Here is a 25,837-nt window from a genome sequence, read left to right on the forward strand (position 1 = left end):
TAACAAGGGAATATGCTATAATTACAGCATATTTGAGTATAGAGACGATGTTAATCGTCTCTTTTACTTTTTCGGAGGCTTATTTTGGAGAATAAAAAAAGAAACTACGAAAACGTTCTGTCTTTTATTCCGACAGGAGAATTTTATTATCATAAAGCGTTGAAAGAACTTCAACGTGAAAACTATCCAAAGGCTTATAAATTTTTGCGTCGAGCAACAGAGTTAAGCCCTAGAAATTCGCTTTTTTTAACACAATACGGCATCGTACTAATGGAAATGCAAGAATTCGAGCAAGCAATAGATGCTCTTATGAAAGCTTACGAGCTAGATGCTACCACAGCTGATATTTTGTTTTTTCTTGCAGAAGTCCATGCACACATGGGCTTGTTTTGGGATGCGCGAAAATACGCAAAAAAATACTTACTTGATGAGACGCAAGGAACGTATGCAGCAGAAGCGATGGGCATTATTGATTTTGCAGAACAAGAAGATTGGCAAGATTTTGGTGAAACTGAAAATGCAGAAGAAGACAGTGAGTCTCATTACAAACAAGAAAAAGCGCGTCGCATGATGGAGCAAGGAGATTTTCAAGCAGCAATCGACTTGCTTGAAAAACTAATTGAAGAAAAACCTGATTTTTGGGGAGCTTTTAATAATCTAGCTTTAGCTTATTTTTATATAGGTGAAGCTGAAATGGCGAAAGCCTTGCTTCATGATGTACTACGAAGAAATAATGGCAATTTGCATGCGCTGTGCAATTTAGCAGTTTTTCATTACTATGAAAAAAATGAAGAATTAGACAATATTCTTGAATTATTGAAAAAAATACATCCGTATGTGTTTGAGCACCGTTATAAACTAGGAGCCACTTTTGCGCTTGTTGGCAAGTATAAAGAGGCATATCACTGGCTAAGGAGTCTTCAAAAACGTGGCTTTGAAGGAGACACAGCATTTTATTTCTGGTTATCGCATTCAGCCTATCATTCAGGACACGAAGAGATATCGAGACATGCTTGGGAACAGTTAAAAAAAATGGACCCAGACAAAGATGGGTTTGCTCCTTGGAGTGAACATTCCGCAATGCCGCACGTAGATGCACTAGAGCATGACCGAGATTATTTGGCTCAAAAACTTGATCACGCCAAAAAAAGTGAACGTTTGTTTGGTTTGTTTTTGCTTGGGAAATCAGCTCATAAACAAGAAATTATTTCACATCCAAATTGGCTAGATTCAGATCAACCTTCTGTATTAGAAACTTTTGTTTTAGGATATGCACTAGGCCATCCATTCAAAAAAGAAATTCCTGCTGAGCAAGTATTTTTACGTGCAATGGAAGTGGCAGAAGGTCTTTATGAGTCACAAGCAATGGTTACAAAAGAACGTGCTGAAGTTTTTCAGCTGTGGTTCTTGTTAGTTGAAAAAGCCTATACCAGTAACTATACATTTAAAAATCCAACGGCTTTGACAGCGGCAGTTGAATTTATAATGGCTTCTTCCAAAAAAGAAAAAATAACAAAAAAAGAGATAGCGAATCGTTTTGGAATTTCAGTTGCAACCTTGACTAAATACACGAAAGAAATAGCAACATTCTTACCCAGTCTAGGTTAGGGTTGCAGGCATAAAAGTTGAAGCTTTAACTAGAATCTTATACGATTTAGCTACTGAAGAATTAGGAGGCAAATTATTATGACTGAAACAACTAAAATTTATGATGTAATTATTATTGGAGCAGGACCAGCAGGTATGACAGCCGCTGTTTATACTTCTCGCGCAAACTTGACGACGTTGATGCTAGAACGTGGCATTCCGGGTGGTCAAATGGCCAATACTGAGGAAATTGAAAACTATCCAGGATTTTCACATATTCTAGGTCCAGACATTTCAACAAAAATGTTTGAACATGCGAAAAAATTTGGTGCAGAATATGCATATGGTGATGTGACAGAAATCACTGATGGAGAAGAATTTAAAACCATCAAAGCAGGATCGAAAGAATACAAAGCACGTGCAATCATTGTGACAACAGGTGCTGAGTATAAAAAAATGGGCATTCCAGGTGAAACTGAGTTAGGTGGACGGGGTGTCAGCTATTGTGCGGTTTGTGATGGAGCTTTCTTTAAAGAAAAAGAATTGGTTGTCGTAGGTGGAGGAGACTCTGCAGTAGAAGAAGGCGTTTATTTGACTCGCTTTGCAAGTAAAGTAACAATTGTCCATAGACGTGACGAGTTACGTGCACAAAAAATTATTCAAGACCGTGCGTTCGCAAATGAAAAAATTGATTTTATTTGGAGTCATACAGTTAAAGAAATTCACGATGATGGAAACGGCAAAGTAGGTGCTGTGACTTTAGTGTCTACTAAAGACGGAGAAGAAAGAGAATTTAAAACAGATGGCATTTTCATTTATATCGGTATGTTGCCTTTGACAAAGCCTTTTGCTAAATTAGGTATTTTAAATGCTGAAGGCTATATTGTAACCAATGAAAAAATGGAAACGAACGTTCCAGGAATTTACGGAGCGGGCGATGTTCGTGAAAAGACATTGCGTCAAGTCGTTACTGCAACAGGTGATGGGAGTATCGCAGCTCAAGCAGCTCAACACTACATCGAGGAGCTTGTAGAAAAAATTGCGATGAAAACAGAAGCTTAATTGTTTCTTAATTATTTTGTAACGTCTCTGTCATAAATAAAGTATATAGTTAGAAGAGTAAATTGACCCCCTTTTTAATCATACTTTGATGGGCCGTCTTTCGAATAATTCGAAAGACGGCCTTTTTTTATTCTTTTGCATGACACACCAGGATAGATGTATAATGGAGAGAGTTTACAAAAGATGTGGAGTGTCGAATGTGCAGCGAATCGCGAATTTACTAGTTATTAAAAATGGACAAGTACTATTATTGAAAAAACCACGGCGTGATTGGTACGTAGCACCAGGAGGGAAAATGGAGTCTGGAGAATCCATTTTTGAAGCCGCAGTCCGTGAATTTAAAGAAGAAACGAATACCACACCAATAGGTACAAATCTTAAAGGTGTCTACACGATGATGATTCAAGAGAAAGAACAAATTGTGGATGAGTGGATGTTATTTACGTTTGTTGCGACTGATTTAATCGGTGATCTATTCGAAGAAACAACTGAAGGTTTATTAGAATGGCATCCTGTAGAAGCTTTGGCGTATTTACCGATGGCTAAAGGAGATCGAACAAATTTGCAGTTTGTAGTAAGTCAACAAGGTATCCAGTACGGAACATTTTACTACACAAAAGAATTTCAGTTAATTAAAGAAACCATTCAATCATCAATCGAAGAGGTGAATCATTTTAATGGATAATCGTGAAGAAGAAACAGAGCTGATTATTATTACAGGTATGTCAGGTGCAGGAAAAACTGTGGCAATTCAAAGCTTTGAAGACTTAGGATTTTTTACGATTGACAATTTACCACCAACTTTATTGTCAACTTTTATTAAGTTAATGAGGGATTCTGGAAAATCCATGAAGCGTGTAGCTGTTGTTATGGATTTGCGAGGAGGCGACTTTTTTGACAGTCTAGTAGATGCAATTGACGATTTATCAAAAGATTCAAAGGTTTCAACCACAATTTTGTTTTTAGATGCAGAAAACGAAACATTAGTTAGTCGTTATAAAGAGTCTAGAAGATCTCATCCTTTGTCACCCGGTGGATTGGTACTAGGCGGTATTCAAAAAGAACGAGACATGCTAAATGATCTTCAAGGAAGAGCGCAGTATATATATAACACATCTAAAATGTCACCTCGTCAGTTAAAAGAACGAATCATCACTGATTTTTCTTCGAAAACGAGCAATGTGTTTACTGTAAATGTAATGTCTTTTGGCTTTAAGCATGGCATGCCAATTGATGCCGATTTAGTATTTGATGTTCGATTTTTACCAAATCCTTATTATATTGAAGAGTTAAATCCGTTAACAGGATTGGATAATCGCGTGTCAAGTTATGTATTAAAATGGCAAGAAACGCAAACGCTCATCGATAAATTAACGGATTTATTTCAGTTCATGATTCCTCAATATAAGCGTGAAGGAAAAGCACAACTGGTTATCGCGTTTGGCTGTACAGGCGGTCAACATCGGTCGGTAACATTGGCTGAATACTACGGCAAATTATTAGCAGAAAACAATAAAGTCATCATAACGCACAGAGACGTCAAGATAAGAAAGGAATGAGTGCATGGAACGTAAACAGCTCCGCAAACGAATAGTTATCTTAGGCGGCGGTACAGGACTTTCTACATTATTGAGAGGCTTAAAACTATACCCACTGGACTTGACAGCAATCGTCACGGTTGCAGACGATGGAGGAAGTTCAGGCCGTTTGCGAAATGATTTGGATATTCCACCACCAGGAGATATCCGAAATGTCATAGCAGCTTTGTCAGATAGTGAACCTTTGGTTACTGAAATGTTCCAATATCGTTTTAAACATTCCTTAGATCTTGATGGGCACTCATTGGGCAATTTGATGTTGGCGGCTTTGACAGATATTACGGGGGATTTTTCTCATGCTGTACGTGAAATGAGTCGTGTTCTAAATGTTAATGGCACAGTGTTGCCTGCTGCCAATCAAATAGTTACGTTAAGTGCAGAATTAGAAGACGGTACTATTATTGAAGGAGAGTCTAAGATTCCTGCCTATTTACAACCCATTAAACGTGTTTTTATTGAGCCGTATGATGTAAAAGCCTTACCTGCGACGATTGCAGCAATTGAAAACGCAGACGTTATTGTGGTTGGTCCTGGTTCTTTGTATACAAGCATTTTGCCAAATTTATTAGTAAAAGATATTAAAAAAGCAATTATTGCTGCAAAAGCGAAAAAGATCTACATTTGTAATTTGATGACACAAGCAGGTGAGACCTATAAATACACAGCTTCTGATCATGTGAAAGCACTTTATGATCATGTAGATGAAAGATTTTTAGATGCCATTTTGCTTGATAAAGTGCAAATGCCAGAAACGATTGCTGAACGTTATGAGAAAGAACAAGCATGGCCTGTTGAGTATGACGAAGAGCGACTAAAGAAAATGGGTCTTGAAGTTTATCGCAAAGACATTGCCAATATCTCTGGTGAAACTGTACGTCACGAACCGACAAAAGTCGCAGAATGGCTATTTGAATATGCTGATGGCCATGCCAGTGAAGATTCGAAGCAGCTATATTTTTAATGCTTTGAAAGGGGGAACGAATTTTGTCTTTTGCATCTGAAACAAAAAAAGAAATGACACAAATTGAAATAGACGATTGTTGTGGGAAAGCAGAACTTTCCGCAATGATCCGAATGAATGGTACATTATCGTTTTCCAATCGTCAACTAAGCCTGGATATCCAAACTGAAAATGCAGCAATTGCACGTCGTATTTATACGTTGCTAAAACGTTTTTACAAAGCATATCCTGTTGAATTACTAGTTCGAAAAAAAATGCGATTAAAAAAGAACAATATTTACATTTGCAGAATTCGAGAAGGAGCGAAGCATATTCTCGAAGATTTAGAGATTTTGACAGAAGGTTTTCAATTTCAACATCAGATTGTTAAAAGTTTAATTGAAAAAAACTGCTGTAAACGATCTTACTTGAGAGGTGCTTTTTTAGCGGGTGGCTCGGTTAACAATCCCGAAACCTCGTCTTATCATTTAGAAATTTACTCTCTTTATAAAGATCATGCCGAGTCATTGGTTGATTTAATGAATGAATTCCATTTAAACAGCAAAACGATCGAACGCAAAAAAGGATTTGTGACCTATTTGAAAGAAGCTGAAAAAATTTCTGATTTTTTAAGTATTACCGGAGCGCATTCGGCGTTATTAAAATTCGAAGATGTTCGAATTATTCGTGACATGCGTAATAGCGTAAATCGTCTTGTCAATTGTGAAACAGCTAACTTAAACAAAACCATCGATGCTGCTTTGCGACAAGTAGAGAATATTCGTTTTATCGATGGAGCTATCGGAATCGATCAATTACCAGAAAGACTTCGTGAAATTGCCCGACTTCGAGTAGAGTACCAGGATGTAACATTAAAAGAACTAGGTGAAATGGTATCGGGTGGAAGCGTTAGTAAATCCGGTGTCAATCACCGTCTCCGAAAAATCGATGAGATTGCTACATCACTGAGAAATGGAGAAATGATTGGCCGTTAATTGGTTGGTGGTGCGTTCATATAGAAGAAAGTTAGTTTTAGAGGAGGATGAGTATGGTTGAAAAACAAGTGAAGGTACAATTGAAAACGGGTCTCCAAGCCAGACAAGCTGCTTTGTTCGTTCAAGAAGCCAATCGGTTTAATGCAGATGTTTACTTAGAAAAAGACAATAAAAAGGTTAACGCGAAAAGTATTATGGGCGTTATGAGCCTTGCAATTAGTAAAGGGACAAATGTTAAAATTTCTGCTGAAGGCTTGGATGAAGAAAAAGCCGTCCAGACCTTATCGCAAGTTATTGAAAAAGACGCGTAATACCATAAGAAAAATGGTTGTCTGCCTACATGGGTGAGCAATCATTTTTTTATCTAAAAACCCCTCACAGCGCAAAGGCCGTGAGGGGTTTTTTTAGATATCTTTTTTGTGATCTTCAGGTAATTTACTACGCGTGATTACTTGGTCAATCAGGCCGTACTCTAACGCACGTTCAGCTGTCATGAAGTTATCACGATCTGTATCTTTCGCGATCACTTCGATTGGTTGGCCCGTACGTTCTGAAAGAATTTGATTCAATTTTTCGCGAAGGTGTAAAATACGTTTTGCTGCAATTTCGATTTCTGTTGCTTGTCCTTGTGCACCACCAAGCGGTTGGTGAATCATCACTTCCGCATTTGGAAGTGCAAGGCGTTTTCCTTTTGTTCCAGCGGCAAGTAAGAAAGCTCCCATTGATGCGGCCATACCGATACAGATGGTTTGAACGTCTGGACGGATAAACTGCATTGTGTCATAGATTGCCATACCAGCAGTGATGCTACCGCCGGGGCTGTTGATGTAGATTGAAATATCCTTATCTGGATCTTCTGCTTCAAGGAATAGAAGTTGTGCCACAATAGAGTTTGCAACATTATCGTCAATCGCGCTGCCCAGCATAATGACGCGGTCTTTCAACAAACGTGAGTAAATATCATAAGCACGTTCGCCTCGGCTAGTTTGTTCAATTACTGTAGGAATTAAGTTCATAGAATAGTTCCTCCTCGATTAAGTGTTTTACAAACAATGCTGAAAGTTTCTCAGCTGTACTATTATCATACACACCATGGTCAAGAAAGGTCAAATCTAACGAATTGAAAAATGCCACTTGATTAAGTCGACATATTTTCGTATAATAGAAAAGTCGCCAATAGCGATTTGGCCCTCGTAGTGTAATGGATCACACGTAAGATTCCGGTTCTTGAGATGAAGGTTCGATTCCTTCCGAGGGCATACAAAAGACGAAATGACTTTGTTCACTCTTTTTAAGTGAACTGAGTCATTTTTTTCTAGAAAAAAATGACTCAGTCAAGCTGATGTAGTTGAAAGGAAGTTGAAAATGTTTACCTTGTATACACGGAGCAACTGTCCGCTATGCGATGAAGCCAAGTTAATGATTCAATTAGTTAATGAAGAGATCCCTTTACTCTATACAGAAATAGACATTGAAAGCGATGATACGTTGAACGAAAAATACATGTTGATGATTCCAGTATTAGAGAAAGACAACAATCTATTGTTATATGGCAATATTGGTTATGTGGATTTAATGGAAGCGTTAGAAACTTAACGCTTCTTTTTATTTGCAATTAATAGAAAGATTAGGTAGAATGAAACTAGTGGGACAGATAAATAAATGCTGGGACGAAAATTGACCAGACAGAACGGAGTGGAAATATGGATGCATTATCTGACGCTCAGCAAAAGCTGATGCCGGAAATGTCCGAGCTCCTGAAGAAAAGGTATCAAATTTTACAAACAATTTGTTTAGAGCAACCAATCGGCAGAAGAACTTTATGTGAAATTGCTGGGGTAACAGAGCGTGAAATAAGAAAAGATACGGACCTTTTGCGAAATCAACAATTAATTGAGATGAAAACAGCCGGTATGATTGTGACTTCACAAGGCATGGAAGTGCTCGAGAATCTGAAAAAATTTGTTCGCGAGCTATCTGGATTAACAGATATGGAAGTCGAGTTGCAAGAGATTTTAAAGATTTCGAAAATCGTTATCTTACCGCAAGACAGCGATGAAATTCCTGCAGTAAAGTCTCATATTGGCAAAGAAGCTGCTCGCTTTCTTGAAAATTTGTTCAGCACTTACAAAAAAATAGCAGTAACTGGTGGTAGCACTATGGCAGCTATTTCAAAAGAAGTAGTAGGTAGTAAAGCTGACCAAGCGCTTCAGTTTATTGCAGCACGTGGTGGACTTGGCGAAGATGTTTTACATCAAGCGAATACCATTGCCGCGGCTTTTGCTGAAAAAACAGGAGGTTCATTTAAAACGCTATATTTGCCTGATCATTTAAGTGCAGAGGCGTTTGCGATGATGATGAAAGAGCCGGTTATCAAAGAAATGATGAATTTGTACGATCAAGTAGAAGTGATTGTACACGGAATAGGCAATGCAGAAGAGATGGCCGTGCGCCGTCATTCTCCTATAGAAGAAGTTGAAAAAATTCGTTTGGGTGGAGCGGTGAGTGAAGCTTTTGGGTATTATTTCGATAAAAATGGAGAAATTGTTTATCGTATTCGCACAGCAGGTATTCAATTAGATCAGGTTCGAAAAACGGACATTGTATTAGCAGTCGCAGGCGGAGCATCTAAAGCAAAAGCAATTTTGTCTTATTCTAAAAATGCAGCTAGTCCGACAGTGTTGATCACAGACGAAGGTGCTGCACGAAAAATTATTGAACTAACTAAAAAATTGGAGGAATTATAAATGACTTTAAAATTAGCAATTAACGGATTTGGACGTATTGGACGTATTGTATTCCGCGAAGCTTTAACAAATGATGAAGTAGAAGTGGTAGCAGTAAACGACTTAACAGACGCAAAAATGCTTGCACATCTTCTGAAATACGATTCTGTTCATGGAATTTTAGACGCTGAAGTTTCAGCTGATGGCGATAACATTGTTGTTAACGGCAAAACGATCCGTGTATTTTCAGAAAAAGATCCAGCAAACCTTCCTTGGGGAGAGCACGGCGTTGATATCGTTGTAGAGTCTACTGGATTGTTCACTGATTCTGAGTCGGCTTCAAAACACATTGAAGCTGGAGCTAAAAAAGTAATCGTTTCAGCACCAGGTAAGAATGGCATGAAGACACTTGTTATGGGTGTAAACCACGAGACATATGATCCGAAAGAGCATCATGTGATTTCAAATGCTTCATGTACAACAAATGGTCTTGCAGGAATGGCGAAAGTATTGAACGAACGTTTCGGTATTAAACATGCAATGATGACAACGATTCACTCTTACACAAACGATCAGATTCTGTTAGACTCTCCACACAAAGACTTCCGTCGTGCGCGAGCAGCTGCAGAATCGATGATTCCAACAACAACTGGCGCAGCGTTAGCAGTTGCAAAAGTATTGCCTGAATTAGAAGGCAAAATTGATGGAATGGCAATTCGCGTTCCTACACCAAACGTTTCACTAATTGACTTAGTTGCTCACCTTGAAAAAGACGCAACTGTTGAAGAAGTAAACAAAGCGTTAAAAGATGCAGCAGAAAATGAATTAAAAGGATTCATGGACTACAGTGAATTGCCGCTAGTATCTAGAGACTATAACGGCAACACGGCTTCAGCAACAATCGATGGTCTTTCAACAATGATGGTTGGCGATAACATGGTTAAAGTTCTTTCTTGGTACGATAACGAGTCAGGTTACTCAGGCCGTTGTATCGACCTTGCGCTTCACATGTACAAAACGGGCTTGTAATCCCGAAATCATAGCTTAATTACCAATGAACCTCTATAATAAAAGAGGGTAAAAGGGGCGGGGAACTTACCCCGCTCCTTATTTTTTTGAATACAAATAGGAGGTATTTTCATGCAGCAGAAAATGACCATGAAAGATTTGGATTTGAAAGGAAAACGGGTATTTTGCCGTGTCGATTTTAACGTACCGATGTCGGACGGCAAAGTGACGGACGATACGCGAATTCGCGCAGCTGTGCCGACAATCGAATATTTAATCGAGCAAGGCGCTAAAGTAATTTTGGCTAGCCACTTAGGTCGTCCAAAAGGCCAAGTCAATGAAGAAATGCGACTAGCTGCAACAGGCGTCCGTTTAGGCGAATTGTTACATAAAGAAGTAAAAAGCCTGGACGAATCAATCGGTGAAAAAGTTGAACAAAACATTTCAGCGATGCAAGAAGGCGACATTATCTTGCTTGAGAATGTTCGCTTCCATAAAGGCGAAGAACAAAACGACGACGAACTTGCACAAGCATTTGCTGCACTAGCAGACGTTTTCGTTAACGATGCATTTGGAGCAGCTCACCGGGCACATGCTTCGACAGCAGGTATTGCAAGCTATTTACCAGCTGTATCAGGTTTACTATTAGAAAAAGAGTTGGACGTTTTAGGGAAAGCATTGTCTGAGCCCGAACGTCCGTTTACAGCCATTATTGGCGGCGCTAAAGTAAAAGACAAAATTGGTGTAATTGATCATTTGTTGGACAAAGTGGACAATTTGTTAATCGGTGGAGGACTTTCATATACGTTTATCAAAGCGCAAGGCTTTGAAATTGGGAACTCTCTTGTCGAGGAAGATAAATTGGATTTGGCTAACTCGTTTATTGAAAAAGCAAAACAAAAAGGCGTTAAACTTTATTTGCCGGTAGACGCAACCGTTGCTAGCGAATTTTCAAAAGATGCAGATACAAAAAGTGTGAAGATCGAAGAAATACCGGCAGACTGGATGGGCTTGGATATTGGTCCAGAAACGGCCGCTATGTATGCAGATGTCATTAAGAACTCGAAGTTAATCATTTGGAACGGACCGATGGGTGTGTTTGAAATGCCAGCATTTGAAAATGGCACGAAGTCTGTGGCACAAGCGATGGCAGAAACTTCAGGATACACCGTCATTGGTGGTGGAGATTCTGCAGCAGCTGTTGAAAAATTCCATGTAGCTGAACAAATGGATCATATCTCTACAGGCGGAGGCGCTTCACTAGAGTTTATGGAAGGCAAAGATCTACCGGGTGTTAGCGCGTTGACGAATAAGTAATATAGATAAATTAAAAGGGAGTGCTCTTGTGAGAAAACCAATTATTGCAGGAAACTGGAAAATGTACAAAACCGCTACAGAGGCAAAACAATTTGTTGAAAAAGTGAATGGCTTAGTGCCTGCAGCTGATAAAGTAGATGCTGTTGTTTGTGCACCAGCATTATTCTTGGCACAACTAGTCGTGTCTGCAGAAAATAGTCCGCTTCAAATTGGAGCACAAACAATGTCAGAGCAAGACGAAGGTGCCTATACAGGCGAAATTAGCCCTGTCCAACTAACGGATATTGGCGTTAAGTATGTCATAATTGGTCACTCAGAGCGTCGCCAGTATTTCAATGAAACAGACGAGTCAGCAAACCAAAAAGTAAAAGCTGCTTTTACTCATGGGTTAGTGCCGATTCTGTGTGTTGGCGAAACACTTGAACAACGTGAAAACGGAGAAACGGGATCTGTCGTTGAAGCACAAGTAGAAAAAGGAGTCGCTGGTTTGACTGAACAACAAATCACTCAATTGGTTATTGCTTATGAACCTATTTGGGCGATTGGCACAGGGAAAACAGCTACTGCTGAAGACGCCAACGAAGTTTGTGGAATCATTCGCAAAAAAGTAGCATCTTTGTATCAGAATGAAGCAGCTGAGCAACTACGTATTCAATACGGCGGCAGCGTAAAGCCAGCAAACGTAGATGAGTTAATGGCAATGGAACATATTGACGGAGCATTAGTTGGAGGCGCAAGCCTAGAAGCCGAGTCATTTGTTAAGTTGCTGGAGGCTGGTTCGCATGCGTAAAACTGAACACCCAGCGGCTCTTATCATTTTAGATGGATTTGGCTGCCGCAAAGAAAATTTTGGTAATGCAGTAGCACAGGCTAATAAGCCGAATTTTGATCGTTTATGGGAAATTTATCCACATGAATTACTGACCGCTTCAGGTGAAGCGGTTGGGTTGCCTGAAGGACAAATGGGTAATTCAGAAGTAGGTCACTTGAATATTGGTGCTGGCCGAGTCGTTTATCAAAATTTGACGCGTATCAATAAAGCAATCCGTGATGGCGATTTTTACGAAAATGTTGCATTTCTTGAAGCGATTGCGAATGCTAAAAGTCGAGACAAAGCGCTTCATATTGTGGGGTTATTATCTGATGGCGGTGTTCATAGCCATTATGAGCACCTTTTCGCTTTATTGAGACTGGCAAAACAACAAGGATTAACGAGAGTCTATGTTCACGGTTTCTTAGATGGTCGAGACGTCGGACCTAAAACAGCACTCCACTACGTAGAACAAACAGAACTACAAATGACAGAAATCGGTGTTGGTAAATTTGCATCGATTAGCGGGCGGTATTATGCAATGGACCGTGATCAACGCTGGGAACGTGCTGACTTATCATATCGCGTTTTAGTTGACGGCGTTGGAAAAATGGCGGAATCGGCAACTGCCGGTATTACTGCTTCTTATGACGAAGGCGTTTCGGATGAATTTGTTATACCATTCGTAATCGAAGAAGATGGCAAACCAGTAGCAACCGTCGATTCAGGCGATTCACTAATTTTCTTTAACTTCCGACCGGACCGCTCGATTCAATTAACACAAGCATTTATTCGTGAAGATTTTGTTGGATTTCCGTTAAGTGCTAAACATCCAAGAGAGTTAAGTTACATCACCTTTACTTCTTATAGTGAAGATTTGCCGACGCGTGTAGCATTTGAAACACTAAACTTGGAAAATACCATTGGTGAAGTGTTATCTGCAAATGGATTAACGCAATTGCGTATTGCAGAAACCGAAAAATACCCACACGTTACGTTCTTTATGAGCGGAGGGCGTGAAGGAATCTTCCCTGGAGAAGATCGCATTCTCGTTGCCTCACCAAAAGTAGCAACTTACGATTTACAGCCTGAAATGAGCGCATATGAAGTAACCGATCGCTTAATTGAACAAATTGAAGCGGGTGCGCACGACGCCATCATCTTGAACTTTGCGAATCCGGATATGGTCGGTCATAGCGGCTTACTAGAGCCAACGATTCGTGCTATTGAAGTGGTGGACGAATGTCTAGGACGCATAGTTGATGCGCTACATGCCCAAGGTGGCTCGGCGTTAATTACAGCGGATCATGGCAATGCTGACGAAGTCCGTACCATTGAAGGACAGCCAATGACAGCACATACGACCAATCAAGTACCTGTGATTTTGACGAAGTCTGGTTACGAACTTCGTCAAGGCGGAATTCTTGCCGACTTAGCACCAACTATTTTGAAAATGCTAGACGTTGAACAACCGGTTGAAATGACCGGAAAACCATTATATTAAAGGGAGCTGTTTTAATTGCCAATCATTACACACATTCAAGCACGCGAAGTTTTAGATTCACGAGGAAATCCCACAATCGAAGTTGAAGTATTCACAGAAAGCGGCGCTTTTGGCCGTGCAATCGTACCATCAGGCGCATCTACTGGTGAACACGAAGCAGTAGAACTACGTGATGGTGATAAGAGCCGCTATCTTGGTAAAGGTGTCTTAAAAGCTGTAGAAAACGTTGATGTTGAAATTGCTGAAGCATTAGAAGAAAAATATTCAGTGCTTGACCAAGTATCAATCGACAAAGCGATGATCGAATTAGACGGTACTGAAAACAAAGGACGTCTAGGTGCTAACGCAATTCTTGGTGTTTCTCTAGCAGTTGCTCACGCAGCAGCAAACTATTTAGATATGCCTCTTTATCAATACTTGGGCGGCTTTAACGCAAAACAATTGCCAGTTCCAATGATGAACATTTTAAACGGTGGCGAACACGCTGATAACAACGTAGACATCCAAGAATTTATGGTAATGCCAGTTGGTGCAAAATCGTTCCGTGAAGCCGTTCAAATGGGAGCAGAAATCTTCCATAACTTAAAAGCTGTATTAAAAGAAAAAGGCTATAACACTTCCGTTGGAGATGAAGGCGGATTTGCTCCAAACCTTGGTTCCAACGAAGAAGCTTTGACTACCATCATAGAAGCAATCGAAAAAGCTGGATACAAACCAGGTTCAGACATTTTGCTTGCAATGGACGTTGCATCTTCTGAAATTTACGATAAAGAAAAAGGTGTTTACAACTTGCCGGGTGACAACACAGTGAAAACATCTGCTGAAATGGTTGACTGGTACGAAGAGCTTTGCAATAAATACCCAATCATTTCAATTGAAGATGGTTTAGATGAAAACGACTGGGCTGGACATAAATTGTTGACAGAACGAATCGGTGACCGCATTCAATTAGTTGGAGACGATTTATTCGTTACTAACACGAAAAAATTAGCTCAAGGAATTGAAGAAGGCATCAGCAACTCAATTTTGATCAAAGTAAACCAAATCGGTACACTAACAGAAACGTTTGATGCCATTGAAATGGCGAAACGTGCTGGCTACACAGCAGTCATCAGCCACCGTTCAGGTGAGTCTGAAGATGTGACAATTGCAGACATCGCTGTTGCAACAAATGCTGGACAAATCAAAACAGGTGCACCGTCACGGACAGATCGCGTTGCGAAATACAACCAATTGTTACGCATTGAAGATCAGTTGTTTGAAACGGGAGAGTACTTAGGACTTAAAACTTTCTATAACTTAAAAAAATAAATCTATACTAGTAGATGTAGATATACAGAAACTAACGCTGCTTTATTACAAGAAAAAAGAAGCAAGCTTAAGAAACCAAAGCTCGTTAAAAATTTCTCGATAAGTTGAGAAAATAGAAGGCAAATGCCTTCTATTTTCTATTGCTATTGTAACCGGTCACAATTTTTGGTAAACTTAATTTTGTTGTGAACGTTCGTTTCAGGAGGTGGAATTTATGCATACGTTGTTAATGACATTACTCGTCATCGTATCGCTCGCATTAATCGTAGTCGTTTTATTGCAATCTGGAAAAAGTGCAGGTCTTTCAGGAGCCATCTCCGGTGGAGCAGAGCAACTTTTCGGTAAGCAAAAAGCTCGTGGCTTGGACTTAGTCCTACACCGAGTAACGATTGTACTTGCTGCCTTATTCTTTATTCTGGCTGTTGCCGTAACGAAAGTTTAATGTAGATGATTAAATCGCCTGACCATACATGGTTAGGCGTTTTCTTTTAGTATTGGAATGGAGGAGTTTTCATGCGAGTTTCGCAACCAAAACCATTTTTCTTTAAGACAGGCCCACGAGCTGTCCTTCTTTTACACGGATTCACAGGAAACTCAGCAGATGTTCGGATGTTGGGACGTTTTCTAGAAACTAATGGCTACACAAGCATCGCACCCCATTACGCAGGACATGGTGTAGCTCCGGAAAAATTGGTTGGCACAGGCCCTGTTGATTGGTGGAAAGACGTAGAGCAAGCTTATGATACCTTAATAGAAGAAGGGTACACTGAAATTGCAGTAGCTGGACTGTCGCTTGGTGGCGTATTCAGCTTGAAATTAGGGTATACAAAGCCTGTTAAAGGAATTGTTACAATGTGTGCACCCATGACTATGAAAACGACTGATTTGATGTATCAAGGTGTATTAAAATACGCACGTGATTATAAGCAATATGAAGGAAAAAGTGAAGAGCTTATCGAAGAAGAAATGAAGGTCTTCCAAGAAAAACCGATGGACTCATTAGCTGATTTACGAGCTTTAGTTGCTGATGTTAAAGCACATGTCGATCATGTATATGCTCCTTTGTTCGTTGTTCAAGGCAGACTGGATACAGTTATTGATATAAATTCAGCTAATATCATTTATGATCATTCGGAATCGATTGATAAGCACATCAAATGGTATGAGAATTCAGGTCATGTCATTACACTCGATAAAGAAAAAAAGCAATTGCACGAAGACGTTTTTACATTTCTTGAATCATTAGATTGGAGTGTATAAATCGTCATAAAGGAGGAGTTCGATTTGGGGAATCCCGAAAATTCATTAGAACAGCGTTTATTGAGTTTTATGCGTGAAGAAGCCTATAAACCCTTAACTGTTCAAGAAATAGAAGAGCAATTCGGCTTTGAAGATGCCGATGAATTCACAAAATTAGTAAAAACCTTAGTTCGACTTGAAGAATCAGGAACGTTGATTCGGTCACGGTCAAATCGGTATGGAGTGCCAGAACGCATGAACATTATGCGTGGTAAATTTATTGGGCATCCTAAAGGCTTTGGATTTGTCGCACCCGAAGAAGCGGGGCTGGATGATGTGTTTATTCCACCAACAGAAGTAAACGGTGCTGTAAATGGAGATAAAGTGTTAATCCGCATCTCTGAAGGTTCTTCCGGTGATCGTCGTGAAGGGGCCATTATCCGAATTGTTGAACGCGGAACAACAAAGGCTGTCGGTACTTTCCAAGAAAACAAAGGATTTGGCTTTGTCGTAACAGATGATAAAAAGATGAATATGGATATTTTTATTGCCAAAAGCGATACCTTGGGTGCTGTAGATGGTCATAAAGTAGTGGTCGAGATTACCGGATGGCCTGAAGGCAGAATGTCTGCGACAGGTATGGTAACGCAAATCCTGGGTCATAAAAACGATCCCGGTGTTGATATTCTTTCGATTATTCATAAATACGGCATTGAAACTGAATTTCCACCAGATGTATTAGAACAAGCGAACAATGTGCCTGATGAAATTGATCCAGCTGATTTAGACAATCGCCGCGATTTACGTAACGAACAAATCGTCACGATAGACGGGGCAGATGCAAAAGATTTGGACGATGCAATCCAAGTAGTAAAATACAAAGACGGTACGTATAAATTAGGGGTTCATATTGCAGACGTTAGCCATTATGTGACTGAAGGATCCCCGATGGATCGCGAAGCTTACGATCGTGCGACAAGTATTTATTTAACAGATCGGGTAATTCCAATGATTCCACATCGCTTATCAAACGGAATTTGTTCGTTAAATCCACAAGTTGATCGGTTGACTTTATCTTGTGAAATGATTTTTAATGACCAAGGGGAAGTACTGTCTCATGACATTTTCCAAAGTGTGATTAAAACGGCAGCACGAATGACGTATACAGACGTTTATGAGATTTTAGAGCAAGACAGCCAAGAACTAAAAGAAAAATATAGCGAATTAGTACCGATGTTCCAATTAATGAAAGAATTAGCTGAAGTTCTTCGTACGAAGCGGATGCGCCGCGGTGCAATCGATTTTGACTTTAAAGAGTCAAAAGTTATTGTAGATGAAAATGGCTATCCGATAGACGTTGTTGTTCGTGAACGAACAGTAGCTGAACGCTTAATTGAAGAGTTTATGCTAGCTGCCAATGAAACAGTAGCTGAACATTTCCATCGCTTAGACGTTCCAGCAATTTACCGTATTCACGAAGACCCAAAACCTGAAAAACTGCAACGCTTTTTCGAATTTGTAACGAATTTCGGGATTTTGGTTAAAGGATCTGGAACGCAGATTCACCCACGTGCACTACAAGAAATCGTGGAATCCATTGCAGGAACACCCGAAGAACCCGTTATTTCAACCATGATGTTGCGTTCGATGCAACAAGCCAAATACTCTTCAGAGAGTTTGGGGCATTTCGGCTTGTCAACAGAATTTTATACCCATTTCACGTCACCTATTCGCCGTTATCCAGATTTAGTGGTTCATCGCTTGATCCGCACGTATTTGGTGGAAAAAGACTTGTCGCAAAAAACAATCGCTTATTGGGAAGCCAACATGGACGATATCGCAACCCATACATCAGAGCGCGAACGTCGTGCAGTAGAAGCAGAACGGGATACAGATGCACTAAAAAAATCTCAATTTATGGCTGATAAAATCGGTGAACAGTTTACTGGAATTATCTCATCCGTAACTAACTTTGGCTTGTTTATTGAATTGGCAAATACCATTGAAGGCTTAGTGCATGTTTCGAATATGACGGATGATTATTATCGTTTCGACGATCGCAGCATGATGATGATTGGAGAGCGTACAAATCGCCAATTCCGTATTGGTGACGAAATTGAAATCAAAGTGATCGGTGTGAAACCAGAAGAATCGTCAATTGATTTTGAAATTGTGGGCATGGTACAAACACCTCGTCGTACGAGAAAAGAGCAACCAAAAGTGATCCGTGCTGGTAAAAAAGACGGCGCTGGAAAACCAAGACGTGATGGCAAAAAGCCAGAAAGCGGCGGACCTACACGCAAGCCGAAAAATGCCAAGAAAAAGTTCTATGAAGGCGCAGCAAAGCAAGGGCGCAACAAGAAAAAATAAAATAGCGGCTTGAGGGCCGCTATTTGAATCTAGCTGAGGTGAAACCACATGGCCAAAGGAGAAGGCAAAGTAATTGCCCAAAACAAGAAAGCCGGTTTTGATTTTTTCATTGAAGAAACAATCGAAGCAGGTATCGTCTTGCAGGGAACCGAAATTAAATCTGCACGAAATGGCAAAGTCCAATTAAAAGAATCGTTCGTCCGAATTCGTAACGGTGAAGCGTGGATTTCAAATATGCACATTAGCCCGTATGATCAGGGAAATCAGTTTAACCACGATCCGACACGGTCGCGTAAGCTGTTGCTTCATAAAAAGCAAATTGCTAATTTGCTGGCGCACTCAAAAGTGCAAGGCTCCGCGATTATTCCGCTGAAAATGTATTTGAAAGACGGCTTTGCTAAAATTTTACTCGGTGTCGGTAAAGGTAAGAAAAACTACGACAAACGAGAAGATTTGAAGAAAAAAGATGCGAAACGCGACATTGCCCGAGCAATAAAAGAACACAACCGCTAGGGCTTGATGTCTGACCTTCGTTGCCTTATAATAAGGATATAGCACATGAAGCTGTTTATACATCTTCCGTGTCTCTTTTAATAAGGGGACGTTACGGATTCGACAGGGATGATCTGGGCTTGAGTTGCGCGTCGGAGGGTCGTCTCCGTCACAAACGTACCTATAACAACTGGCAAAACAAACCAAAACCTAGCATTCGCAGCGTAAGCTCGGATCTGCTTTATCTATCCATCGCCCATGTGGCTAGGTAAAGCTCAACTTTAGTGGGATACACCGTTTGCTGCCATCTGAGGCAACCGGGAGAGATTCTCAGATTAGTGCCCAGGACGCCTGCTTATCGGCAGAATGGCGCATGAAACCTTAATAGATGAGCTACACGCGTAGATGCTTAAGTAGCGGAGTTTCTGGACGCGGGTTCGACTCCCGCCGTCTCCATAGTGAGATAGCTGCTAAATGCAGTGGTATTAAGTTTTAAGAAGTTAGGGACAGTAATGGGGAGTTAAACCAAGGTGAAAACTCCCTGATAAACTCCCTCGTGAATTCGTTTCAAATGACCTTCTAATTTAGTTGAATTAGGAGGTTTTTGTATGGGTAGAAAACATGGTGTTTTCTTCATTTCATCAGAAGAAGTTGATATTTTTACAAAGAAGAATAAAAACGAGAGAACCGATACTATTATTTTCTCTTTATACGTAAGGTTAGCAAGAATCTAATAAGGCTTACTTCAGTGAAATAAGGTATATTATATTTGTTGAATAGATTTTCTTTAGAGACAAGAAAAGTAGGTGGAAAAAGTGGGGAAATTCGGATTGGATAGCAAAGGACAGGTAGCTGTGACAAAGTATCATGAAAAACACAAGCCTGCCAAATTTGATAAAAAGCAACAACTTGAAAAAATACGTGCTGAGTATTTGAAAAAAAAGCAAAAACAAACAGATAAATAATATGAATGAAAATATAGGAAGACTAAAATATCCTTATGTTTTTCTTATTCGAAACACTTTTTTCAATCGAGGACAAATGTTGTTGACGCTTGATTTGTCTAGAAACTGACGGTTCTTTTTTAATTTTGAATAAGTCCGTTGATAGGTAATACTCCCTGGTAAGTAAAACAGTGAAATAAATAAGTATGGAAATGCCTGAAATCTTTGTGGCTGTAAATCTCATTGGTTGAGGAATGAAAATTTCCTAAGTAAGCTACACGCGTAGATGCTTAAGTAGCGGAGTTTCTGGACGCGGGTTCGACTCCCGCCGTCTCCATAGTGAGATAAGAAACGCCAAAACCTTTACTGGTTTTGGCGTTTTTGGTGTGTTTAGGACATTTTAATGTGCTTATAGCTATTGATTTTAGTATTTATCGAACCTTTACCAATCACTTGCGTCCTATTACCGTATGACTTTAAACGGGGTGACAGTATAAAATTTTGGTATTTCTTGATATTGTTAATAGGATTGAGTTTAACGATCACTGGACTGTCCATAAAAAAACGATTTCGACCATCATTTCGAATCGTACTAGCCCTTATAGGCATTCTTTTTATAGCACTTTCCCTATTCAGGTTTTCACCAGGAAGCGCTGAAATTATTGTGAATTTATTTAATTTAAACAGATCTTAGATTTTTAAAAAGTAAAATTACAAAAAATGAAAAGCTCAATATTGACCACAGAAAAGCAAATACAGACACCGAAATGGTTATTGTTTCTACAGCTGGACAGTTTGTGCTACAATTACCGACATTATGTTTGAAGGGAGAATACCCATGATTAAAAAATGGTTTTTAACAATCGTACTTGGAGGATCCATGGTAGCTCTAGCTGCTTGTGGTGATGATGCAGCTAAAGAAACAGAAGGTGAAGAAACACCGCAAGAAGAGGTAGCAGCAGATCAGGAGAGTGCGGAACTACCCGAAATACCTGAACCTGACTTAGAAGGCATTCCAGATGTGGTCGCTGAAGTAAATGGTGAAAAAATTGTCAAAGAAGATTTTGAATCGACATATACAGGACAATTCCAACAAATGGCGATGCAAGCTCAAGTGTCTGGACAAGAAGTAGACCAAACGCAGTTAAAAGAGCAAGTTGCGGAAAGTTTAGTGGCACAAGAATTACTTGTTCAAGAAACTGAAAAACAAAAATTGACAGCATCTGAAAAGCAAACCAGTGCAGCCTTAGAAGAATTAGCTCAGCAAAACGGTCTTAAATCTTCTGATGAGTTATTGGCAGCACTTGAAGAACAAGGTGTTTCGAAAAAAGAAGTAATGACACAAATAGAGTCTCAAGTGAAAATCGATCAATTAATTGCATCAGAAACTGGCGAGATTAAATTGACAGATGAAGAAGTACAAAAATTTTATGACGAAGCAAAAGCACAGCAAGAAAAAGCGGGTGGAGAAGAAATACCGGCGTTTAAAGAAGTAAAGCCGCAAATTGAAGAACAACTGAAGATGCAAAAAGAAGGCGAAGCCACACAAACCTTAATTGCTAAGCTACGTGAAAAAGCAGAAGTAACCATTAACTTATAACATCCAAAAGCCAGGTTCTTTGTGAATCTGGCTTTTTGTGTTCTTGCATTTCCAGACTCGAAGGTGATGAGAAGTCAGTTCTTATCGCATGCTACCAGTGAATAGAAGACACAGCAATCTAACGTTACTTCATGTGGAATAGTTTTCTTAGAGCGATAAAACCACGTGTTTCAAAGCCTTTTCCAAACTAGCCGTTTGACAAATAGACGGTTTTTCCGTATCCTTTACAATTGTGATAAGGATAAACTTCAATCAGCGGGGGTCTTCATCCTCTGCTGTTTTTTAGTTTATCAAATCGGACTTTGACGGATCAGCGGACTCTTACTTATAAAAGTGAGAGCTTACTGACCGTTGACACGCAAAAAAATAGAAGAGGAGAGAGGCTATATGAAAAAAGTAACCAATGTTTTTTGGATTGCACTTGCACTCGTATTAGTAGCGATTGGCTATGGCGCATTTGCACCCGATAATTTTGCAGAAGTTACAGGGAATATAGAATCATTCCTGACAACTTCATTTGGATGGTATTATTTATTGATTGTGTCTATCATCGTTTTATTTTGTTTGTTTTTCCTAATCAGTCCTGTGGGACAAATTAAATTAGGTAAAGACTCAGACAAGCCCGAATTTTCGTTTGGGACTTGGATTGCGATGCTGTTTTCAGCAGGAATGGGCATCGGTTTAGTATTCTGGGGAGCGGCAGAACCGCTATCGCATTTTGCGATTGATCCGGCAACGGCTGAACCTGGAACTGCTGAAGCGATGCGCGAGTCAATGCGTTTCAGCTTTTTCCACTGGGGAATTCATGCTTGGGCTATTTATGCAGTAGTGGCATTAGCGCTTGCATATGCTCAGTTCCGAAAAGGGGAGCCTGGATTGATCTCTGCAACGCTAAAGCCGATATTCGGAGATAAAATGAAAGGGCCGTGGGGAGTACTTGTAGACGTTATCGCTGTATTTGCTACAGTGGTCGGCGTTGCAACAACTCTTGGATTTGGAGCTATACAAATTAACGGCGGTTTGGCTTTCTTATTTGATGGAGTACCGGCAGACAATTTTACCGTCCAGTTGATCATCATTGGGATTGTTACGGTATTATTTATGATTTCTGCTTGGTCTGGACTAAGCAAAGGAATTAAATATCTGTCGAACACCAATATGGTATTAGCTGTCGTATTATTAGCAGCAGTTATTATTCTGGGTCCAACATTACTAATTATGAACATGTTCACTGATACAATCGGTACGTATTTCCAAAATATAATTGAAATGAGTTTCCGTGCAGGACCGATAGATGGTGAAAATCGTTCTTGGATCGATGGTTGGACTATCTTTTATTGGGCATGGTGGATTTCGTGGTCTCCATTTGTTGGGATCTTTATCGCACGTGTATCAAAAGGACGCACAATCCGTCAGTTCCTACTTGGTGTATTGATGATTCCAACGTTTATCAGTTTCCTATGGTTCGCGGCTTTCGGTACAACAGCAATTGATGTTCAACAAAGTGGAGTCGATTTAACCGGATTATTGACAGAAGAGAGACTGTTTGCTGTTTTCGGTGAATTGCCTCTTGGTGTTTTACTATCAGTTATAGCGGTCTTCTTGATTACGACATTCTTTGTTACATCTGCCGATTCGGCCACATTTGTGCTTGGTATGCAAACAACAGGTGGTTCGTTGTATCCGCAAAACACAGTGAAATTAACTTGGGGTGTTGCGCAATCTGCCATTGCTGTAATCTTGCTATCTACAGGTGGACTGGATACATTGCAGACGGTTCTAATCATTGCGGCGTTCCCGTTCTCGATTATTATTCTGCTCATGATGACGTCCTTCTATAAAGCAGTGACAATTGAATACAAAGCAATTAAACGCAAACGTTAAAACCGCCGCTTCGGCGGTTTTTTCAATACATACAGGCTATAATAAATACAACGCAAACAAAGATGGAGGATTTTTAGCATGGAAAAACCACATGTATTATTAATTGATGGAATGGCTCTTTTGTTCCGGTCGTTTTTTGCAACTTCAGCAGTCAACCAATATTTCCGAACAACAGAAGGACTAGCAACAAATGGCGTTCAAGGATTCACGCGACACGTGCTAGCGGCCAAAACAATGATGAAACCAACACATATGGCTGTGTGTTGGGATATGGGATCTAAAACTTTCCGAACCGATCTTTTTGATGGCTATAAAGCCAATCGACCGGCTCCACCAGAAGACATGGTGCATCAATTTGATTGGGCTCAAGAAGTATCTAAACAATTAGGATGGAAGAATTACGGAGAAGTCGGCATTGAAGCAGATGATTTTATCGGGTCATTTACGAAGCAATGGCAAGACCAAGTGGATTTCACCATTATCACCGGTGATAAAGACATGCTCCAACTGTTAAGCCCTTCTGTGAAAATTGCTTTTATGAAAAAAGGCTTTCACGTTTATGATGTGTATACAGAATCGCGTTTTATTGAAGAATACGGCATTCAGCCTTCACAGTTTGCTGACGTAAAAGCATTTATGGGCGACCCAAGCGATGGCTATCCAGGAGTTAAAGGCATTGGGCCAAAAACAGCACTACAGCTGATTCAAGCCTATGGTTCAACAGATGGAGTATTAGATGCTATTGATAAATTAAAGCCAGCGCAGAAAAAGAAAATTGAAGAACATAAGGACATGTTGCTGCTATCAAAAAAACTGGCTGTCATCAAATGTGACATCCAGTTAGACGTGTCGTTAGAAGAACTAATCGTTCCAACGTATACGAGTGATCATATTCAGTTATGTCGCGATCAACAGCTATCATTACTAGCTAAGCAGCTCGAAAAAAATGTAGAGCTTACAAATGATCCTTGGGCATAATTTGAACAAACGTTAACACATTTCGATTTTCAAGATAAGAAGCCGTCTCTATTTTACTGGGACGGTTTTTTTGTCCGTTATCATGAAAATAAAGAACCACATCATCTTCCGTTTGTTCAAAACCAATTAACGGAACCCAGTGGTAGCTATAACGGGGGGTTGAAAACCAGTGAAATGTAAAATAACGATCAAATTTCATGGCAAGTGGCCGGTCTGCCAACAGTTCTTTTTTAACTTCTTCAATCGCGTGGATTTTTTTTATGTCGTATCGTGGACCCGTCACTTTTCGGAAATTTCTCAGCAGTCTCCATGTAAACAACCCAATGCGTGTAGCCCCCAACAATCGGTATAGCTGATTGCTGCCAATTTCGAGTTTTTCGTGAAACTGGAGTATGGAAGATACGGTGACAGGACCACAGGCAGAAGCTCTGTATTTTTCTTGGATGTTGGAGTCGTATTGTGACAATCCTTGAAAAGTGATTATTTTTTTCATGGCAATGACCTCCACGTACTTACTCGTCAGCTAGACTTTTAAAATTTAATGGATGCATGTTTGTTTTCAATAAGCAAATGCTCTAAAGCGATTTTAAAGGTGGTGTAAACTTCTAATTCGACTTGAATGCCGGCGTGAACAATTTGACGTACGAACATGGGATTAAATCCTACGTATATGGCACGTAAGCCCATTAAGCCAAGTGCTGAGTTCAATTGACTCAATTCACTAGCCAAGCCGTTGTAGTCAAATTCCATTAAATTATCTGTCGTGACACCGGTAAAATCAAAGATGACGCGCTCTGTGTCCCGATGCTTTTCTGCATATTGTAAAACGGTTGTGCGGATCATGTCAAAGCGATCTGTAAAAATAAATCCAGCGATCGGTACTAAAATTGTTTTTGGCACGACTGAAGGAATGATAGGGGCTGACATATTTCGAACCAATTTTTTATAATAAATAAGTTGTTCTTGTAAGTCTTTGATTTCTTGCTGTGAATCCATCTAGTACCCTCCGTAATTTCGTAATGTGGTTTTGTATAGAAAAGTATTGCTGAGTTAAAAGTTAGCACTCTCTACAGTATAGCGAAAAAAAGAGTAGGCGTACGCCTACTCTTTTTGGTCTTCTAAAAAGTTTGTTACCGATTCAGGTGATTTCGCGTTCGCGCTATGAAGATGAGCTGTTTTTTCTCCGCCTTTAAACACCAGTAGGCTTGGTATGCCCATTACGTCATATTTTTCAGCAAGTTCTGGAAGCTCGTCACGGTTTACATCCACCCATTGATATTGATTGTATTCTTCAACGATCGGATCAATAAACATATCCATGCGTCTGCAGTCCGGACACCATCCTGCTTGGAATTTTACGATTACTGGTTGTTCACCATTAATCACTTCATTAAATTGTTCGGTTGTAGTCACTGATTTCATGTTAAGTAGCCTCCTTATAGGTTCTCTTTTAAGTTTAGCGTGCTTTAAG

Annotated in this window: 27 protein-coding genes, 1 tRNA gene and 1 other RNA gene; 25 read left to right on the plus strand and 4 right to left on the minus strand. The window is 39.9% G+C overall.

The window, feature by feature from the left end:
• The first annotated feature begins 84 nt into the window (after nt 1–84).
• The 7 genes from I858_RS05350 (at nt 85) to I858_RS05380 (ending at nt 6,493) form a co-directional block, all read left to right on the plus strand.
• Nucleotides 85–1,608 (plus strand): tetratricopeptide repeat protein, encoded by a 1,524-nt coding sequence (locus I858_RS05350; RefSeq protein WP_049694311.1) that lies wholly within the window; start codon nt 85–87, stop codon nt 1,606–1,608.
• Between the two features lie 78 nt (nt 1,609–1,686).
• Entirely contained in the window at nt 1,687–2,649 is a 963-nt protein-coding gene (gene trxB / locus I858_RS05355) for a thioredoxin-disulfide reductase (RefSeq protein WP_049694312.1), read from the plus strand.
• Between the two features lie 199 nt (nt 2,650–2,848).
• Complete coding sequence (locus tag I858_RS05360) at nt 2,849–3,334, plus strand: NUDIX domain-containing protein (RefSeq protein ID WP_049694313.1); 486 nt, start codon at nt 2,849–2,851, stop codon at nt 3,332–3,334.
• Nucleotides 3,327–4,208 (plus strand): RNase adapter RapZ, encoded by an 882-nt coding sequence (gene rapZ / locus I858_RS05365; RefSeq protein WP_049694314.1) that lies wholly within the window; start codon nt 3,327–3,329, stop codon nt 4,206–4,208. Before I858_RS05360 ends, rapZ begins: the two co-directional genes overlap by 8 nt.
• Nucleotides 4,209–4,212: 4 nt before the next feature.
• Nucleotides 4,213–5,208, plus strand: coding sequence for a gluconeogenesis factor YvcK family protein (locus I858_RS05370; RefSeq protein WP_049694315.1), 996 nt, complete (start codon nt 4,213–4,215; stop codon nt 5,206–5,208).
• A gap of 23 nt (nt 5,209–5,231) precedes the next feature.
• Nucleotides 5,232–6,182, plus strand: coding sequence for a DNA-binding protein WhiA (gene whiA / locus I858_RS05375; protein WP_049694316.1), 951 nt, complete (start codon nt 5,232–5,234; stop codon nt 6,180–6,182).
• 53 nt (nt 6,183–6,235) lie between these two features.
• Entirely contained in the window at nt 6,236–6,493 is a 258-nt protein-coding gene (locus I858_RS05380) for an HPr family phosphocarrier protein (RefSeq protein ID WP_049694317.1), read from the plus strand.
• A 93-nt stretch (nt 6,494–6,586) separates the two neighbouring features.
• Here I858_RS05380 and clpP read toward each other — a convergent pair whose 3' ends face one another.
• Nucleotides 6,587–7,198 (minus strand): ATP-dependent Clp endopeptidase proteolytic subunit ClpP, encoded by a 612-nt coding sequence (gene clpP, locus I858_RS05385; RefSeq protein WP_049694318.1) that lies wholly within the window; start codon nt 7,196–7,198, stop codon nt 6,587–6,589.
• Between the two features lie 171 nt (nt 7,199–7,369).
• On the opposite strand from clpP, the gene I858_RS05390 reads away from it, so the two are divergent.
• The 18 genes from I858_RS05390 (at nt 7,370) to I858_RS05470 (ending at nt 24,366) form a co-directional block, all read left to right on the plus strand.
• A tRNA-Arg gene (locus I858_RS05390) sits at nt 7,370–7,441 on the plus strand.
• A 106-nt stretch (nt 7,442–7,547) separates the two neighbouring features.
• Complete coding sequence (locus I858_RS05395; protein ID WP_049694319.1) at nt 7,548–7,778, plus strand: glutaredoxin family protein; 231 nt, start codon at nt 7,548–7,550, stop codon at nt 7,776–7,778.
• A gap of 107 nt (nt 7,779–7,885) precedes the next feature.
• On the plus strand, nt 7,886–8,929 hold the full coding sequence (locus I858_RS05400; protein WP_049694320.1) for a sugar-binding transcriptional regulator: 1,044 nt from the start codon (nt 7,886–7,888) through the stop codon (nt 8,927–8,929).
• The gene (gene gap, locus I858_RS05405; RefSeq protein ID WP_049694321.1) at nt 8,930–9,937 is read left to right on the plus strand and encodes a type I glyceraldehyde-3-phosphate dehydrogenase; all 1,008 of its coding nucleotides are present in this window, start codon (nt 8,930–8,932) and stop codon (nt 9,935–9,937) included.
• A 111-nt stretch (nt 9,938–10,048) separates the two neighbouring features.
• Entirely contained in the window at nt 10,049–11,233 is a 1,185-nt protein-coding gene (locus I858_RS05410) for a phosphoglycerate kinase (RefSeq protein WP_049694322.1), read from the plus strand.
• A gap of 28 nt (nt 11,234–11,261) precedes the next feature.
• Entirely contained in the window at nt 11,262–12,023 is a 762-nt protein-coding gene (gene tpiA / locus I858_RS05415; RefSeq protein WP_049694323.1) for a triose-phosphate isomerase, read from the plus strand.
• Nucleotides 12,016–13,548, plus strand: a complete 1,533-nt coding sequence (gpmI, locus tag I858_RS05420; protein WP_049694324.1) for a 2,3-bisphosphoglycerate-independent phosphoglycerate mutase — start codon at nt 12,016–12,018, stop codon at nt 13,546–13,548. Before tpiA ends, gpmI begins: the two co-directional genes overlap by 8 nt.
• A gap of 15 nt (nt 13,549–13,563) precedes the next feature.
• Nucleotides 13,564–14,859, plus strand: a complete 1,296-nt coding sequence (gene eno, locus I858_RS05425) for a phosphopyruvate hydratase (protein WP_049694325.1) — start codon at nt 13,564–13,566, stop codon at nt 14,857–14,859.
• 214 nt (nt 14,860–15,073) lie between these two features.
• A complete protein-coding gene (secG, locus tag I858_RS05430) occupies nt 15,074–15,301 on the plus strand; it encodes a preprotein translocase subunit SecG (protein WP_049694326.1) in 228 nt (75 codons plus the stop codon).
• A 71-nt stretch (nt 15,302–15,372) separates the two neighbouring features.
• A complete protein-coding gene (locus tag I858_RS05435; protein WP_049694327.1) occupies nt 15,373–16,119 on the plus strand; it encodes an alpha/beta hydrolase in 747 nt (248 codons plus the stop codon).
• 24 nt (nt 16,120–16,143) lie between these two features.
• Nucleotides 16,144–18,468 (plus strand): ribonuclease R, encoded by a 2,325-nt coding sequence (gene rnr / locus I858_RS05440; RefSeq protein WP_071645349.1) that lies wholly within the window; start codon nt 16,144–16,146, stop codon nt 18,466–18,468.
• Between the two features lie 48 nt (nt 18,469–18,516).
• Entirely contained in the window at nt 18,517–18,981 is a 465-nt protein-coding gene (gene smpB, locus I858_RS05445) for an SsrA-binding protein SmpB (protein ID WP_049694328.1), read from the plus strand.
• Between the two features lie 84 nt (nt 18,982–19,065).
• Nucleotides 19,066–19,419: a transfer-messenger RNA gene (gene ssrA, locus I858_RS05450) on the plus strand.
• 149 nt (nt 19,420–19,568) lie between these two features.
• A complete protein-coding gene (locus tag I858_RS17485) occupies nt 19,569–19,694 on the plus strand; it encodes a hypothetical protein (protein ID WP_275425619.1) in 126 nt (41 codons plus the stop codon).
• A gap of 81 nt (nt 19,695–19,775) precedes the next feature.
• Entirely contained in the window at nt 19,776–19,925 is a 150-nt protein-coding gene (locus I858_RS17200; protein WP_038703351.1) for a hypothetical protein, read from the plus strand.
• An 817-nt stretch (nt 19,926–20,742) separates the two neighbouring features.
• Nucleotides 20,743–21,504: a SurA N-terminal domain-containing protein gene (locus tag I858_RS05460; RefSeq protein WP_049694329.1), complete on the plus strand. Its 762-nt coding sequence runs from the start codon at nt 20,743–20,745 to the stop codon at nt 21,502–21,504.
• Nucleotides 21,505–21,891: 387 nt separating this feature from the next.
• Nucleotides 21,892–23,388, plus strand: coding sequence for a glycine betaine uptake BCCT transporter (locus tag I858_RS05465; protein ID WP_049694330.1), 1,497 nt, complete (start codon nt 21,892–21,894; stop codon nt 23,386–23,388).
• 78 nt (nt 23,389–23,466) lie between these two features.
• A complete protein-coding gene (locus I858_RS05470) occupies nt 23,467–24,366 on the plus strand; it encodes a 5'-3' exonuclease (protein WP_049694331.1) in 900 nt (299 codons plus the stop codon).
• Here I858_RS05470 and I858_RS05475 read toward each other — a convergent pair.
• The 3 genes from I858_RS05475 to I858_RS05485 form a co-directional block, all read right to left on the minus strand.
• Complete coding sequence (locus I858_RS05475) at nt 24,344–24,859, minus strand: hypothetical protein (RefSeq protein ID WP_049694332.1); 516 nt, start codon at nt 24,857–24,859, stop codon at nt 24,344–24,346. The genes I858_RS05470 and I858_RS05475 overlap by 23 nt on opposite strands.
• A 38-nt stretch (nt 24,860–24,897) precedes the next feature.
• Nucleotides 24,898–25,362, minus strand: coding sequence for an STAS domain-containing protein (locus tag I858_RS05480; protein WP_049694333.1), 465 nt, complete (start codon nt 25,360–25,362; stop codon nt 24,898–24,900).
• Nucleotides 25,363–25,467: 105 nt separating this feature from the next.
• Complete coding sequence (locus tag I858_RS05485) at nt 25,468–25,788, minus strand: thioredoxin family protein (protein ID WP_049694334.1); 321 nt, start codon at nt 25,786–25,788, stop codon at nt 25,468–25,470.
• Nucleotides 25,789–25,837 lie beyond the last annotated feature (49 nt).

This window comes from Planococcus versutus (genome assembly GCF_001186155.3).
GTDB lineage: Bacteria > Bacillota > Bacilli > Bacillales_A > Planococcaceae > Planococcus > Planococcus versutus.